Source organism: Pseudoalteromonas issachenkonii (assembly GCF_002310795.1).
Lineage (GTDB): Bacteria > Pseudomonadota > Gammaproteobacteria > Enterobacterales > Alteromonadaceae > Pseudoalteromonas > Pseudoalteromonas tetraodonis.
Genome location: NZ_CP011030.1, coordinates 2,825,761 through 2,842,282 on the forward strand (window position 1 = coordinate 2,825,761; position 16,522 = coordinate 2,842,282).

At 40.4% G+C, this 16,522-nt stretch carries 12 protein-coding genes; 6 read left to right on the forward strand and 6 right to left on the reverse strand.

Annotated features, from left to right (window positions below; genetic code table 11):
- The first annotated feature begins 8 nt into the window (after positions 1–8).
- Both PISS_RS13125 and PISS_RS13130 read left to right on the forward strand, forming a co-directional pair.
- Positions 9–1,841: a DUF885 domain-containing protein gene (locus PISS_RS13125; protein WP_033102538.1), complete on the forward strand. Its 1,833-nt coding sequence runs from the start codon at positions 9–11 to the stop codon at positions 1,839–1,841.
- Positions 1,842–1,945: 104 nt separating this feature from the next.
- Complete coding sequence (locus PISS_RS13130; protein ID WP_058155240.1) at positions 1,946–2,605, forward strand: hypothetical protein; 660 nt, start codon at positions 1,946–1,948, stop codon at positions 2,603–2,605.
- Here the strand turns inward: PISS_RS13130 and PISS_RS13135 are convergent.
- Complete coding sequence (locus PISS_RS13135) at positions 2,597–3,313, reverse strand: SIMPL domain-containing protein (RefSeq protein WP_008467710.1); 717 nt, start codon at positions 3,311–3,313, stop codon at positions 2,597–2,599. The two genes, PISS_RS13130 and PISS_RS13135, sit on opposite strands and share 9 nt — an antisense overlap.
- A gap of 380 nt (positions 3,314–3,693) precedes the next feature.
- On the opposite strand from PISS_RS13135, the gene PISS_RS13140 reads away from it, so the two are divergent.
- Positions 3,694–6,360 carry a bifunctional acetate--CoA ligase family protein/GNAT family N-acetyltransferase gene (locus PISS_RS13140; RefSeq protein ID WP_058155241.1) on the forward strand — a complete coding sequence of 889 codons (2,667 nt, stop codon included), beginning with the start codon at positions 3,694–3,696 and terminating at the stop codon, positions 6,358–6,360.
- Between the two features lie 8 nt (positions 6,361–6,368).
- Positions 6,369–7,313: an ion transporter gene (locus PISS_RS13145; RefSeq protein ID WP_013465861.1), complete on the forward strand. Its 945-nt coding sequence runs from the start codon at positions 6,369–6,371 to the stop codon at positions 7,311–7,313.
- 24 nt (positions 7,314–7,337) lie between these two features.
- On the opposite strand, the gene PISS_RS13150 is transcribed toward PISS_RS13145, so the two are convergent.
- The 3 genes from PISS_RS13150 to PISS_RS13160 are packed head-to-tail and all read right to left on the reverse strand — an operon-like array spanning position 7,338 to position 12,486.
- Positions 7,338–11,843, reverse strand: coding sequence for an EAL domain-containing protein (locus PISS_RS13150; RefSeq protein WP_058155242.1), 4,506 nt, complete (start codon positions 11,841–11,843; stop codon positions 7,338–7,340).
- A 25-nt stretch (positions 11,844–11,868) separates the two neighbouring features.
- Positions 11,869–12,270: a GNAT family N-acetyltransferase gene (locus tag PISS_RS13155; RefSeq protein ID WP_024600832.1), complete on the reverse strand. Its 402-nt coding sequence runs from the start codon at positions 12,268–12,270 to the stop codon at positions 11,869–11,871.
- A 12-nt stretch (positions 12,271–12,282) separates the two neighbouring features.
- A complete protein-coding gene (locus PISS_RS13160; RefSeq protein WP_013465864.1) occupies positions 12,283–12,486 on the reverse strand; it encodes a DUF3283 family protein in 204 nt (67 codons plus the stop codon).
- 425 nt (positions 12,487–12,911) lie between these two features.
- Here PISS_RS13160 and PISS_RS13165 point away from each other — a divergent pair, with 425 nt between their 5' ends.
- Positions 12,912–13,556, forward strand: a complete 645-nt coding sequence (locus tag PISS_RS13165) for a type 2 periplasmic-binding domain-containing protein (protein ID WP_049775596.1) — start codon at positions 12,912–12,914, stop codon at positions 13,554–13,556.
- Here PISS_RS13165 and PISS_RS13170 read toward each other — a convergent pair.
- Together PISS_RS13170 and PISS_RS13175 are read right to left on the reverse strand one after the other, a co-directional pair.
- Positions 13,553–13,798, reverse strand: coding sequence for a DUF1289 domain-containing protein (locus PISS_RS13170; protein ID WP_013465866.1), 246 nt, complete (start codon positions 13,796–13,798; stop codon positions 13,553–13,555). The two genes, PISS_RS13165 and PISS_RS13170, sit on opposite strands and share 4 nt — an antisense overlap.
- A gap of 103 nt (positions 13,799–13,901) precedes the next feature.
- Positions 13,902–15,035 carry a 1-acyl-sn-glycerol-3-phosphate acyltransferase gene (locus tag PISS_RS13175; RefSeq protein WP_058155243.1) on the reverse strand — a complete coding sequence of 378 codons (1,134 nt, stop codon included), beginning with the start codon at positions 15,033–15,035 and terminating at the stop codon, positions 13,902–13,904.
- Between the two features lie 440 nt (positions 15,036–15,475).
- Between PISS_RS13175 and PISS_RS13180 the strand changes: the two genes are divergently transcribed.
- Positions 15,476–16,453 (forward strand): D-2-hydroxyacid dehydrogenase, encoded by a 978-nt coding sequence (locus PISS_RS13180; protein ID WP_425273031.1) that lies wholly within the window; start codon positions 15,476–15,478, stop codon positions 16,451–16,453.
- The last annotated feature ends 69 nt before the right edge of the window (positions 16,454–16,522 follow it).

Here is a 16,522-nt window from a genome sequence, read left to right on the forward strand (position 1 = left end):
GGAAACGAATGCGTAAACTTACTCTAATTGCTGCCACCATTAGTGTGGCACTGCTTGCAGGTTGCCAACAAGCAACACAACAATCAACGCCTGCACCTGCGGTTCAAGCTCAACCTGTTCAAAGTGAAATTGACAAAGCGAATGCTTTTTTTGAAGACACTTTTAATCGTGATGTAATGAGCAGCCCGGTTTATCAAACCTACATGGGCATCAAAAAAGATTACGATAAATGGGATGACAACAGCGAAGAAAAAGCCCTTAAAGACTTGGCACAAGCTAAAGCCGATTTGGTCACACTCAACAGCATTAATCGTGCGCAATTAGATACAGCAACCCAAGTAAGTTATGATTTAAAAAAACAAGATTTAGAAGCCAGCATTGCTGATTTCAAATGGCGTTACCATAACTACCCAGTAAACCAAATGTTTGGTACGCACTCTATGGTGCCGGCTTTTTTAATCAACCAGCATCAAATTAGCAACGTAAAAGAAGCTAACGATTACATTGCTCGTTTAAATGGGGTGCCCGGTGTATTTGATCAGCTTATTACTGGCTTAGAAATTCGCGCCGATAAAAACATCATCGCGCCTAAATTTGTATTTCCACACGTCATTGATTCAAGCAAAAACATCATTAAAGGTGCGCCGTTTGAACAAGGTGAAGATTCTACACTTTTAGCTGACTTTAAACGCAAAGTTAATGCCTTAGAAATAGACCAAGCTGAAAAAGATGCACTTATTAGTAAAGCGACTGAAGCATTAAAAACAGCGGTTAAACCTGCTTACTCTAAGTTAATTAACTACATTGCACAGTTAGAAAAACGTGCTGATGACCGTGACGGTGCTTGGAAATTCCCTGATGGCGAAGCGTTTTACAATAACGCACTGAAACGCACCACCACCACAGACCTTACAGCAAAAGAGATTCATGCCATTGGCCTTGCTGAAGTATCACGTATTCATGATGAAATGCGTGCCATTAAAGATAAAGTCGGTTTTGAGGGCGACTTAAACGCCTTTATGCAGTTTATGAAAACCGACAAGCAATTTTATTTAGCTAACACTGAAGCTGGTAAAGCACAGTACTTAAGTGAAGCTAAAGGCTTAATTGATAACATGAAAACACGCTTAGATGAGCTGTTTATTGTAAAACCAAAAGCCGACATGATTGTAAAACGTGTTGAAGCATTCCGTGAAAAAGCGGCAGGTAAAGCGTTTTATCAACAACCTGCGCCAGATGGTTCACGCCCAGGTATTTACTACGCCAACCTATACGACATGGAAGCAATGCCTACTTACCAAATGGAAGCCTTGGCTTATCATGAGGGGATTCCGGGTCACCATATGCAAATTGCCATTTCACAAGAACTTGAAGGGGTACCTAAGTTCCGTAAATTTGGTGGTTACACAGCCTACATTGAAGGCTGGGGGTTATACTCAGAATTACTACCAAAAGAAATGGGCCTTTACGAAGACCCGTATTCAGATTTTGGTCGCTTAGCCATGGAATTATGGCGTGCATGTCGTTTAGTGGTTGATACCGGTATTCACGCAATGAAGTGGACTCGTCAAGAAGGTATTGATTACTACGTTAACAACACCCCTAACGCCACTTCTGACGGTGTGAAAATGGTTGAGCGTCACATTGTAATGCCATCTCAAGCAACGGCTTACAAAGTAGGTATGCTGAAAATTTTAGAACTACGTGAAGATGCTAAAATGCAACTTGGCGATAAGTTTGATATCCGCCAGTTCCACGATGTAGTGCTTAAAAATGGCCCTGTACCATTAAACGTACTAGAAAACTTCGTTAATGAGTGGATTGCCAGCAAACAAGCTTAATTTTTAAGTATTTACTTAAAGGTATAAAAGGTCGCAATTGCGGCCTTTTGTTTTATAAAGCAAAAAATTAAGCTAGGATAAAGTTGGAATTCAAGGAGAACAGAATGGATCTAAGCATACAGCTACTCAATGCGCGTATTAAACAACAGCAGTTTGATGAGCTAGATAACGATTTTAAAAAGCTCACTGAGGCACAGCAAGTAATACAGCTTAATTACCTGTTTGAAAGTGCGCTACGCATGAGTATTAAATACGATTTTATGCAAAACATCGCCGTGCGTATTTTAACCACTAATACGCCACCAGCGCCGTTTATTGAAAAACTAACCAGTTTAGACGCGCTGAGTTTTTTTACGCCTGCACTTAAATTAAATAAGGGATTTATTAGTACAGACGACACTGGTAATAACGCCCTGCATAATGTATTTAAGCAAGCAATGCCCACACAACTGCCTTTTAACTATGTTCGCTCGTTAATGTTATTTGAATCTAATGAAGAGTTACTACATGCGTTAGCACATACAAATAAGCAAGGGCTCACTCCGGTTGCCAGTTACATTGCCTATGCACATAAGCCAAACATTCCGGTAAAACATGAATTTTCGGCCTTGCTGGCATTAATGGAAATAGAGCAAAAACAAAATCCTGCAGCAAAATTACAAATACTTGAGGCATTAAAAAATAATCCCCCAAGCGAGATAACCTTGCTACTGAGCGCCGCTTATTTACAGCGCTCTACTGAACAAGTGGCGGCTCTAATCTGATAAGTAATATTCTACGCTGGTAACAACACGTACGTTTTTAATTTGCGGCGTGTTTGAATCCCGATCGCTAATGCTAAACTGCCCTTGGCGAGCGGTTTTAATTTTACCTAAGCGTGAATTTGAATCTTTAGCAAACTTATCTGCCACTTCTCGGGCTTTTTCTGTTGCTTCTTGCACCATGGCTGGTTTTATATCGTTAAGCCCAGTAAAAATATACTCAATACGAGTTTGATAGTTGTCTTGCACAATAGCTATATTTTGTTTAGCTAGCTGACTCACTTTGCTCAGTGCGTTTTTAACTTTATCAGGAGCATTGGAATAAACAATAATATTTGAGCTAATAACATACCTAAACTTTTGATTATCATTCGCGTATTCACGGGCTTGCTTATCTATAATAGATTGAGTGCCTGTCGATATTTCTTGATCATCAAAGCCGTGTAACTTTAAAAAGGCAATCACCGCATCGTTTTTTTGCTCAACTCGCTCAACAAGCTTTTCAAGATTGTTGTCGGCATCGTTAAACTGCAAAGGCCAAATAACGGTATCAGCCACAACTTCACGTTCAGCTAACCCTTTTACCTGCACCGTGCGCTCCATCCCTTTAATATCAAGCGCAGCCCCTTTTATAATAAAACCCAATGCAATTAGGCCAATGCTTAAACACGCCGCTGCCATAACAACGGTTACATTCGATATTTTATTCACTTCACTCTCCTTGATTAGGGTCTGTTGACCTTTGCGGATTAAAATTTGTTCAAACTAGGGGCGATTTAATCGCGGCGCGAGGTTTGTAACCTAGTGGGCTAAGTCAAAACCGAGCAACAAAGAGTAAATCGCCCCTAGACAGAACCCTTCGGGCAGCGCCTGTTTGGCATTGATGCTGCGTTATCGCCTATTTATGGGGAATAACCACACCACATAGGCTCTGCCTTGCCTAAATACCAAACAGACTGCTGCAAATTTAACCTTGAAAGGTCAACAGACCCTAATATCAATAATAAGCACGTTCACGCTCGAAAAAACACTATAAACAGGTTACATTGAGAAGGTATAGATAGCAAAACTTAATCAGCCAAGGAAACGCAATGAGTCTAAAACGTATTAGCCAGTTTTTTAATCCAAGCTCAGTCGCTGTTATTGGGGCATCAAACACCCCTACTCGGGCTGGTAATGTGGTAATGCGTAATTTATTACAAGGCGGGTTTAAAGGGCCCATCATGCCTGTTACACCCAATCATACTGCAGTGCATGGCGTATTGGCTTACTCAAGTATTGAAGCCCTCCCCAAAGTACCTGATTTAGCCGTTATCTGTACCAATAAAAACACCTTAATGAAAATTATTGAGCAGCTAGGTACGCTGGGGTGCCAAAGCGCTATTATTATTGCTGATGGCCTAACAGGTACCCAAAAACAAGAACTTAAAGATAACGCTGCAAAGCATAAAGTGACGCTGCTTGGCTCAAATTGCTTAGGGTTACTTATTCCGCATATAGGTTTAAACGCGAGTTTTTCGCACACTGTTGCCACGCCAGGTAAACTGGCTTTTGTGTCGCAATCAGCGGCTGTTTGTTCAACGATTCTTGATTGGGCTAAAAATAAAGAAATTGGCTTTTCATACTTTGTATCTATGGGAGATTGTTTAGATATTGAGTTTGACGAAATACTCGACTTTTTAGGCCGCGACGCTAAAACCAAAGCTATCCTACTTTATATAGATAACATTAATGATATTCGCAGCTTTATTTCTGCCGCGCGTGCGGCGGCATTTTCTAAGCCCGTTATTGCCATTAAAACGGGCAGAACCAGTGCAGGCGCTCTTGCCGCTGAAATACACACCGGCGGAAAACAAAGCTCAGATGCAGTATATGATGCCATGTTTCAACGTGCAGGGATGTTGAGAGTAAATGATTTGCGTGAACTCTTTGCCGCCACTCAAACCTTGGCAATGCACCCCAAATTACTGCAAGTAGAGCAGCTAACTATATTAACTAATGGCGGCGGCCCTGGAGTGATGGCCGTTGATGAACTTATTCAAAGCTCAGGTAAACTTGCTCAGCTTAGTGATGAAACGCGCGAAGCACTCAATAAAGTGATCCCACATTCAGACACAACATCAAACCCTGTCGATATATTTGGCGATTCTGCGCCAGTGCGTTACAAACACGCATTAGAAATACTGCTTAATGCTAAAGAAGTTAAAAACTTACTGATCATTCATACTCCATCGGCATTGGCCCCGAGTGAAAATTACGCTCAGGTTATTGTTGAGGCACTGAACAAATTACCAAAAATGGCACGCCCGTATGTGATCACTAATTTCATGGGAGAAGATGCCGCCTTCGCAGCCAGACGCATCTGCGCAAATAACGCCATTCCGACCTATCGTACCCCAGAAGGCGCAGTAGGTGCCTTTATGCATTTAGTAAGCTATCGTCGTAACCAAAAACATTTAACCCAAACGCCAGAATCAAACACCGATGATGCGACTATTAATAAAGTAGCAGCGAAAGCAGCTATTAAAGAGTTTTTAAATGATGAGCAACATTACTTATCAACCCATCAAGCGAGTCAAATTTTAAGTAGCTACGGTATAGACTGTATCCAAACTGAAGTAGCCTACACCCCTACCGAGGCAAAAGAGCAAGCAATAGAGCTAGGTTTTCCGGTCGCATTAAAGTTGATGAGCCCCAGTATTCCCTCTAAGTCTGAAGTCGGTGGCGTAGTACTCAACCTCAATGATGCACAAGAGGTCGAGCAAACGGCATTTGCCATGCTGTTAAGAATAAAAAACACCTACCCTGATGCTATTATTGATGGCTTTTCGTTACAAAAAATGGCACCGAGAGCAGGCGCCAATGAGCTGCGCATAGCCATTAAAACAGAGCCTAATTTTGGGCCAGTTATTTTATTAGGTGAAGCTGGCACAGGGCTTGAGTACGCTCAAGCGGCGGTGGCCTTGCCACCACTGAATATGAACCTAGCTAAATATTTAATTGCCGCCGCCCATGATAAAGGAGTCCTTAAAGATCGCATTCTGCCAGAAAAAGTAGATAAATATCGTTTATGTGCGCTACTGACCCGAATTTCTCAACTCGTTGTCGATCAACCCGATATCACCTCATTAGAGCTAAATCCTATTTTAGCCAGTAATGGGCAGTTTTTAGTCCTTGATGCCACCATGAACTTAAGTCAGTACCAGGTTCAGGCGCACCGAAAACGTTTATCAATCCGCCCTTATCCTATTGAGTTGGTTGAAACGGTCACCCTAAAAAATAAGACCTTAGCAACGCTCAGACCAATCAAACCAGAAGATGAGCAGGCACATCAAGAGTTTGACCGCTCCTTAAGCAAAGAAGATAGATACAAGCGCTTTTTTGGTGAATTGCCACAATTTAACCATGATCAACTCGCTAAAATGACGCAAATTGATTACGACCGCGAAATGGCATTTATTGTTACCCAAACACAAGACGAGCAACAACACACATTAGGGGTTTCGCGAGTGATTATGGATCCCGATAACTTACAAGCAGAGTTTGCCATTGTGGTACGTTCTGATTGCCAAGGACTTGGGTTAGGGCGTATTTTAATGAACGCGGCTATTTCTCACTGCAGACGCCAAGGCGTGAAAACGGTTGAAGGTATCACACTGCCAGAAAATACCGGCATGATTGAGTTGGCTCGTAAACTCGGGTTTAAAATAAGTCGTGATTTTGAAGAAGGCAGTATCAATATGCTGCTCACATTGTAATAGGTACTATGCGTAAACTAAGACAAACCATAAACCAAGTATTTGAAGCGTCAGGTAAGTATCAGCGAGCGGGACACATTTTAGATGTCATACTGATCAGCATAATTATGATTAATGTGGTGGCGATTGTGCTTGAGTCGGTGCACAGCATCGCAACCGAGTACTATAGCGAGTTTTTAATCTTGGAGCTGGTATCAGTGGCTATATTTAGTGCTGAATATCTAATACGTGCTTGGACTTGTGTCGATCGCGTAAAGTACGCCTCCATGAATTGCTCAAACACACAAAAACGGATTCGATATATTTTATCACCTCTGGCAATTATCGATTTAATTGCCATTTTGCCTAGTTTATTAATGTTTTTCTTTGCTATCGATTTACGTTTTTTACGGGTACTGCGGTTGTTGCGGGTATTTAAGCTCACTCGTTATTCTCGAGCAATGCAATTGTTATTGCAGGCGTTTATTGATGAGTCGAGTTCATTACTGGCGGCATTTTTTATTATGTCTGTGTTACTTATTTTAGCCTCTTGCGGTATTTATTTATTAGAGCACGACATTCAACCAGACAAGTTCGGCTCTATTCCTGCAGCCATGTGGTGGGCAATGGCAACCCTAACTACGGTTGGTTATGGCGATGTTGTGCCTATAACGCCTATTGGTAAACTATTTGGTGGCGTAATCACTTTGGTGAGTATGGGAATGGTTGCCATACCAACCGGTTTATTAGCGTCGAGTTTCTCAGAGCAAATACGCAAACGTCGCCAGCTCTTTGAAGATGCCACCCACGAGAAAATAACCGATGGTAAGCTCACTGATGAGCAGATGCATCACCTTGAGGAGTTACGCTACAAACTAGGGCTAAGTAAGCTAGAGGCCAATAAAGCGATAAAAGCAGAGCTAAATAAACGCAGCTCACACTTATTTTGCCGTCACTGTGGTAAGCGTCCTTAATAAAATAATGTATTAAGCGGCGCTTTAAGCTTGTGAGAAGACAGGGTGCCAATCGTGCTCAATAAGCTCAAGCACCTGCTCTTTAGGCACCGCTTTACTAAACAAGTAACCTTGAAAGTAGCTGCAACCTTGCGCTTTTAAAAAAGCCAACTGATGTGCGCTTTCAACCCCTTCAGCAATACACTCTTTACCTAAACTGCTTGCTAAAGTTAGTGTAGATTGAATAATCGCTTCGTTATCCGAATCAATACCAATATCTTGCACAAAGCTGCGATCTATTTTTAATACATCAATCGGAAAGCGCTTCAAATAAGTTAACGAGGCATACCCTGTTCCAAAATCATCCATGTACAACTTACAGCCTAGTTGCTTTAATAAGTCCATATTTTTAAGCGCATGTTCTGAGTCTCGCATTAAAATAGACTCTGTTATTTCAAATACAATAGCCTCGGGCGGCAGTGCTGCATTGTTTAGTGCTTGGCGAATTTCAGGGACGAGTCCGATAAATTCAAAATCCAGTGCTGAGAGGTTAATTGATAGGTATAGATCAGGACACACTTTACGCCAACGAGCTAACTGCACCAAAGCACGCTTAAATGTTTGTAGCATTATTTTAGTGATTAAACCTATATTTTCAGCTACGTTTGCAAACTCTTGCGTACTCGCTAACTGATTATCAGGCCAGCGTAGTAACACCTCAAAGCCCACTGTTTTTTGCGTAGACGCATTAATAATGGGTTGATAATAATTACAAAATTCATGTTCATGATAAGCTTTGATCAACTGTGATTCTAAATGCATCGCTCTTTCAACACGTTGATTCATTTCTTGTTTGTAAAACTTATAACACCCTTCCAAGCCATCTTTAGCATAATAAAGCGCCACATTTGACGCTTTCAATAGTGCTTTATAATGCGCGGCATCATCAGGGAAAATAGCCACACCAATACTTAGGTGCACATTGACGCTTTGCTGATTCATAACAATGTCTTTACTCACGCAATCCATTAGTTTGGTGCATATAAGTAATACTTCTTCTATTTGCTGAATATCTTCAACTAGAATTACAAATTCATCACCGCCTAAACGCGCGACGCTATCACAAGGACGTAATGCTGTTTTCAAGCGGTTTGCCACCAGCTTTATTATCTCATCGGCGTTTTCTGTGCCAAATGAATCATTAAAATACTTAAACCGTTTTATATTAACGTGTAACAAAGCCACTTTACACTGATGGCGGCGCGCCTGATCGATGGCATGTATAGCTCTGTCGTTAAACAAGGTTCTGTTTGGCAGCCCAGTAAGTGAATCGTAATTAGCTAGTATATGCAGTTCGCTCTCGGCTGACTTTTGTGCATGAATATCCGTTAAAATAATCACAAAACTACTCAGCCTTTGGCTTTCATCAGCTACGGCGCTTATTTTAACCAGTACATGGCGTTGCTCTTTGTTTGCCAGAACGACAGTATCTTCACATGAAAAATGTTCGCCCACTTCAAGCTTTTGCATAATTCTTAAATAATCAAAATAGCTACTGCGGGACATTCCCAAATTAAGCGCACGGGTTGAACGAGGCTCTGCTGATAAGCCAAAAGCGCTTTGCAGTGATTTATTTGAGGCACGTATATTAAAGTTTTTATCTAAGATAAACACCCAATCTCGGGTTTGTTCAAACGCGGCGGTAAATAACCGTGCATGCTCTTCAAACACCCTTTCGCGTGTCATATTGGTATACGTACCGGCTACTTTTTGCGGCGTTTTTTTTTCCCATTCAACCACCTTGCCAAAATCTTTGTACCAGCGCCAATGACCTTTGGCGTGGCGTAATCGGTAGGTACAATTAAAATACCCTTTATCTGTTGATAAAAATTCTAACCACTCCAACCTAAAAATAGCACGCTCTTGAGGGTGAATTTTTTCTAGGTAGTCATCTAAACTCACCGAGTCATCCTCGTAGCCTAATTCGTTGACTAATCTAGGCTGATAAATATTTAACTGGCTCGCCTGCCAATCCCATACCCCGGACTCACTTCCCTCTAGTGCAAGCTTTAAACGCGCCTCACTGTCTTGGCTTTCTTTGTGTGCTGCCAATAAGATCCGCTGTATTTTGTTGCGCCTCATTACCCATGCAGTCACTATGGTGATCAATAAAATGGCATAAAGCGCTAAAAAGTATGGAGCACGCCATAGCGGATATTTCACTTTAATATTTAACGTGGCTGGCGCAGTATAGTCGCCGGTCAGTGGATCTTTTGCCCAGACTTTTAACTGGTAACTGCCTGGGTTTAATTTAGGAAACACCACTCGATTATTTCGGGTATAACTTTTTTTACCTTTATCGAGCTGATATTCATAAATAATGCGCTCTTGGAAGCTAAATGACATCGCTGAAAATGCAATCTCAAGCCCGATATCATCATGATTTAAAGTGATATTTTTTAATGGCTGCTGTAAATTTATAGACAAGTCCCGAGACATTAAGTTGATGCGCGTGATATTGACCTGATCTAATAAACCTTGGCTATTTTTATTGTCTTTAGGATCAAAGTAGGTAAAACCCTTGAGGCTACCGAAGGCAATTCGACCATCCGCTAACTTAGCCATAGCGCCATTATTAAACTCAGCAGAGAGCACCCCATCTGATGTTGTAAATTGCTGAAAATGAATTGTTTCAGGATTTAGTCGCCATATTCCTTTATGGCTACTCATCCAAATCATTCCCTCTTCATCAAGAACCATATCGTACAACAAGGTGCCTAGTTTATTTTTATCTAAATCAATTGTGTGCACTAACTCATAGGTTGTTGCATCTATACCAATCAGCCCAAAATTAGATAACGATAGCCAAAGTATGCCTTGCCCATCTACCACGTAGGAAAGAATACTAACGGCTACATTTTCATGGTGTTTAGGCACTTTATAAATGGTGTTTAAACTTAAATCATTGGGGTTAAATTGATATAAAACGCCACCACTAAAAAATAATGGCTTCTCGGGTTGGTGCGGTAATGGGGGTAAAAAGCCATGCGCTAAAAAAGGGTCAAATTGTGCTAATTCGCCTTTTAAGTGAACTAATTGTCGGCTATCAATATTATATTTAAACATGCCATGATCTGGGTGTACAAAATACAAATCCCCGTTTGGTAGCAATGTCAGGCCATGCATCCAATCATTTAAAAAAATCTGATTGGTAGGACTGTTGGTTTTTGGTTGGGTAAGTTGCTGAGTTTGCGGGTCAAAAATGAATAATCCTCGGTTTGAGTGCAACCAGAGTTTATCTTTGTAAGGCATAATTTTGAAAATAGTAAACTCTGTGGTCAGTAAATCGACTTTATAATCTTTTAAATACACCTTTGAGCGATTGCTTTTTAAATCAACCGCAGTTAAACCATTGTGTGTGCCTAACCATAGCTTTTCTTGGAACTCCTTAATTGACCATACCGAATGATGTGATAAACCATCCCCAACCAGTGCATTCCCCTCTACATTATAAAACTTGTAATTGTCGCCCGATAAATAAAACGCACCATCGGTTTTAGTGGCTAGCCACATTCCGCCCGATTTATCTTTCACCATATCAATAATACTGTTATCGGCGAGGGTGTACTTACTCTGTTGGATACGTTTATTTTTAACCACTTTTTTAGTGGTTAAATTAAAACAAAGCAGGCCTTTATCTGTTGCTAAATCGAGTACTCCTTGCTGATTATCGATATCCCAAACATTCAGATCGGCCAGTAATTTTTGGCTTGTAAATGATTGTTCGCGGTTGTTAAACATTGCCTCTAAATTACTAATATCAACAGCGTATAAGCCCTTAACCGCACCTACAAGCAACTGATTGTTATTACCTAGCGCAAATGATTTCACATTATTTTGATAAATATGTACATCCGTTTCGCTCAAGTGCTCGAGTGGCCTTACCTGCTGTGTTGCGATGTTAAAAACATACGCGCCGTCTGTGCTACCTATAAAAATATAACCATTATAATGAAACAAAGTACGTACAAACGCATTTTCAAATTGCTCAGGAAGTGTAAATAAGGAGGTAATTGAGCCGTTGTCTATATCGAGTTTTGCAAACTCTCGGCCTTGGCCAATCCATAAGGTTTTATCATCGGTGGCTAACATAGTAAAAACGGACTGCTGTAGTATTTGCTCTTCTGTGACAGGTTTTTCTATGTATTGTTGATAGGTATCCGTTTTCGGATCGTATCTGAACAAGCCTGCTAATAAGGAGGCAATCCAGATATGCCCTTGTTGGTCTTGATATATGCGATCGATGATCGCCTCTTCTAACTCACCATTAGGGCCATTGATTGGAATAACTTGATAGCCATCGTAACGGTTAAGCCCTCCTTCAGTAGAGAGCCATAAATACCCATTGTTATCGATAAGCATGGTATTAACGTAACTTTGAGATAAGCCTTCGCTTGGGGATAATCGTTTTACTTGCGCTGTTACTTCAACGCTTATGAGCATAAACAGCACAAATATGGCTGTGATAAACCCATTAATACTCATACCCATGCTTGTCCTATTACTAATTTATGTTTTATTGATATTTCAATGCGGTAATATTTCGGTGCTTATAAGCATCAAATAGCGTTAATAATGCAGGAGTATATGTTAACACTTGGTTAAAACCAAGTGCTTGATAAAAATCAGTAAGGCGTTGATAAGCAAAGGTGTAAACAGGTTCTGTTTGCGCATTTAAAAGGGCAACTAATAACTGGGTTGCCACCCCCTTTGAACGATAAGAAGGAGCCACGAACACCGTTGATAAAAATAAAAAAGTGGGCTTATTCTGTAACCGGCAGGCGGCAATAATCGTATTATTATCGTAAGCGACCCAGACTTGATCCTGTTTGTTAGCACGGCCGCGGACGTTATGTAACGTATAAAACTTATTAACTAAGGGCGTTTTAATTGATTCTAATTGTTTAATTACAAGCATAGTAGGCAAACCCTAGCTAAGCATAATTGCCAAATACTGCTCAAATTTTTGTTTTAAAACACCTTGCTCTGCAACAGGACGACTATGCAGAGTGTCGTACACTTGCTCACGCGTTTTTTTACCGCGCTTAATTTGATAAGCCCAAAATGAGGCCTCGTAATCTAACTGAATTTGATACTTTTGCTCTCGCGGCAAGTTACACAGATTAAAACTCATATTCACTCCAATTATTAGGGGCTATAAACTTATTGTTGCCTGCATGAATACAGGTAAGGGCCGTGAGCAGCACACGGAGGCTTTTACTAGCCCACTAGGTTAAACAAGTCGCGCCGAGCGCCCCTAGCTTGAACAAATTTTCATCCGCAAAGGTCAACAGCCCCTCGCTCAATAAAACGTAGATTATACGTTTAAACTTATAAAAAACTAACTCTATAACTAATAAAAATAAGCGACTGTAAATAATTCAACGTAATCAATAATTGTTGGTGGTAACTTTTGCAAGATTACTAATGCAAACTGTGCAAAAGACAGACAATTTGTTACTATGGCTGCTTATTATCTTGCCGCAATTAATTGGAAATGCTGACGTGCTTAAACGCTTTAACGGATTGCTGGTATTACTGTGCTTAGTTTTTAGTAATATGTCTTTTGCGCACAGTTATAGCTACACATTTAATCGCCCGCAAAACACTCAACAAGCAAACTATACCATTGAGCTATTACAATTGGCTTATGCAGATATGGGCTTTAAACTAAATATTGTCGATTTTAATCGTCAAAATGCATTATTTGCAGCAGATAATGGCATGTTAGATGGGCAGCTTGCTCGCGATATCAGTATTGAAAGTGCCTATAAAAATTTAATTCGAGTTAACTATCCACTCTTTAAATTTAACCTTGAGCTTTATAAACGCTGTGAGCCCAGCTCCACTAAAACCATAGATAGCGTTGCCATTATTTCCAGTTACCCTGTGCAACAGCGATATTTAGACAGTATTGATTTTCAAGGTAAGGTAATTGAAGTTAAAAATAATAATACGCAGCTTAACTTACTGATCCAGCAAAAAGTACAAGGAGCGTTACTTATTGATTTTGCGATGGCAAATAAAACCATTCCCCCCTCTTTAGGCTGCTATGAAAAACAAGTAGTTGCAACCTACCCGCTTTATCATTATTTACATAACAGTCATGCGGATATTGTTCCCCAGCTAGAAGCAACACTGGATAAGTTACACAATAACGGCACAGTTGCAAAACTCAGGTCAAAATACAACCTACATTTTTAAAAATCAAAACCTTGTTGATCTGCTTGCGGTGATGATTGTGCCACTTTATTTTTTTGCTGTAAGTAACGTTTATAGCGCTGCTGGCATAAACTCAATACTTTTTTCTTTTGGGAATTCGTTAACGAATTCCAAGAAAAACGTTCATCGCGACTGCGATAGCAGCCTTTGCAATAACCGCGATTATTAACTAAGCAAATACCTTTACAAGGGCTAGGAATATCAAATATTTCAATTTGTTGCATTTTACCCTCCGGTATTAAAAGCATAGCCTGAGTATAGCGCTATTTTTGTGCAAAAAAAAAGCAGCAAATAAATTGCTGCTTTGTTGTTAGCTTAAACTGTTAATTACTGCTCACAGCTTTGTTTATCTACTTGTGTTTTTCGATGAAATGGCTTGGCATACATAGCTAAAACCAAAGCCCTTAACTCTTCTGGCACCTTGGCCAAACGTTCTTCAAACTGTGCTGCGTCATTTTTATTGATCACCGCCTCAGTGTAGCCAGCAGCAATAAAGTTGCCTGGGTGTAAGTAAAACGAATCAATAATTTGCTTATCAATGGTTTTTGCCAGTTCATCGGCACTGTCACAACCTGACTCAATGGGCTGACCAAACGATAAATGCACATGCCCTTTGGCTGAACTAAACCCTTCAACAATGCTGGCAATATCTTCACCCGCCGATTTAACATACTTGCCATGATGTTGTTTATGATATAGCTCTTTTGCCTTGGCAATTGCACATGGTTCGTATTGGTAAGAGATTGCAACCGGCACCACTTTGAGCTCTTTAATGTATTCGCCAAATTCTTTCTTTTGTTTACGGCCATTAAGTTGCAACATTTTTAAAAGCGCAGGATCAGTTTGATCAACCCCATCTTTAGCGCGCCCTTCTTTTTGGGCAATCCAAATTGAGTGCCCGCTACTGAGTGAATCATAAATATAAGCCGATAACTGAGTCAGCGCTTTTAACATCTCTTTTGGGGCTTTTGCTGAGCGTTTCACAATAAAACTTTTATTTAAGCGCATAAGCTCAGTAATGTAAGGAATTTGCAGCAAGTTATCGCCAATCGCAATTCTCACTGTTTTCATTTTATGCTGGAATAAGCCCCAATTAACCAGTGCAGGGTCAAGTACAATATCTCTGTGGTTTGAAACAAAAAGATAGGCTTGATTAGGGTCTAAGTCTTCTAAGCCAGAAAAAGTGACTTTTGAGGTGGTACGTTTTATTAATTTATTTAAGTAATGTGCCACTTCATTTTGTACATCTTCAACCGTTTTAACTTTGCCCCACTTTTTGCGCAACTGATGCTTTATTATAGCGCGTGCTAAAAACCCAACTGCGGATATAAAGCGTGGCAAATTGTATTTTGCAATTACATCAATGAACGCATTATCATTAATTAATCGCGTTAATGAGGCGGCAACTTCATCGTCATTGTAAGGTCTTATATCTGCGTACTTATCTTCTAATTCAATCATTTACTGCATCTACAAAGTTAAAAACGGCGCGTTAAAACGCCCCGCTGTGTCTGATTTTGATTATAACTCAATCAAAAATACGAAACTAGCAATACTAAAGTTCGATTTACTGAGTTTTCATAGCGTTATAGTTTAACGCCGAGCCAAGCTGTCTTGCTAACAACGCATACGTATAAACTATGGCTATTAATTATTAATTTAAATGGGTAGACCCTACTAACAGCACTTTGTTCAAGTTAACTTAGCAAGGCAGTTGATCATAATAACATGCAAGTTAACCGTCAGTGGGCAGACCACATTTAAATATGGCTCTACAACTGCTAATGTAAACGCAATATGATAAACCCAATAACATTCAAATAGATGATACTCTTTTTATCACAAGCATTTTGCGTACAGGGGTTATTATTCCCTTAACACATACACTATTAGGACACACCGTGAACATAACAATTCTTGATAACGCTACACTGGCAAACACCTCACTTGATTGTATCTCAGCACTGGCAAACACCTCACTTGATTGTATCTCAGCACTGGGAAAGCTTACCGTGCATCAGCTAACTAGCCCAGAGCAAGTGCTAGCACATAGCCAAAATGCAGAGGTGTTAATCACCAATAAAGTAGTGATTAATCGTGACACCATGGCACAATTAACATCACTCAAACTTATTTGTGTTAGTGCCACCGGCACCAATAATGTTGATTTAAATGCCGCGAAAGATTTAGGCATTGCGGTAACCAATGTTGCTGGTTATTCAACCCCCTCGGTTGTGCAGCATACCTTTTCGTTAATTACTAACTTATTAGGCAATACTCACCGCTACCAAGCGGACTGCCAACAAGGCGCATGGCAAAAAAGTGAAATGTTTTGTCGCCTTGATTACAGCTTTAATGACATTCAGGGTAAAACATTAGCCATTATTGGTGGGGGAACTCTGGGCAATGCTGTATCTAAAGTGGCTGAAGCCTTTGGTGCTCATGTCATTGTTGCAGAGCGCAAAGGTGCTGAGTGTCGCCAAGGACGCACGCCTTTTGAAACCGCAATAAAAACAGCGGATATTATCAGCGTACATTGCCCACTTAATGATGAAACGCGTGACTTAATTACGCTTAATGAATTAAAAATGATGAAACCAACTGCGCTTATTATTAACACCGCGCGCGGGGGGATCATTAACGAAGCCGACTTAGCACAAGCCTTAAAAACCAATGTGATTGCTGGTGCAGGTGTTGACGTACTAACTAAAGAGCCTGCTGAGCACAACAATCCACTGGCCAATTACACGGGAGATAACTTACTACTAACCCCACATATAGCGTGGGCCAGTACCGAATCTATTGTGCGCTTGGTTAAAGAAGTGAGTTTAAATATCGCTGCATTTAGTCAACAAGAGTCGCGTAATCGCTTGGTTTAATGCCGTTAAATTAAGTTAGTCAAAATAACTAAAAAGTGGCTTTTTAATTTTATTTCTTAAAAAAGCCAC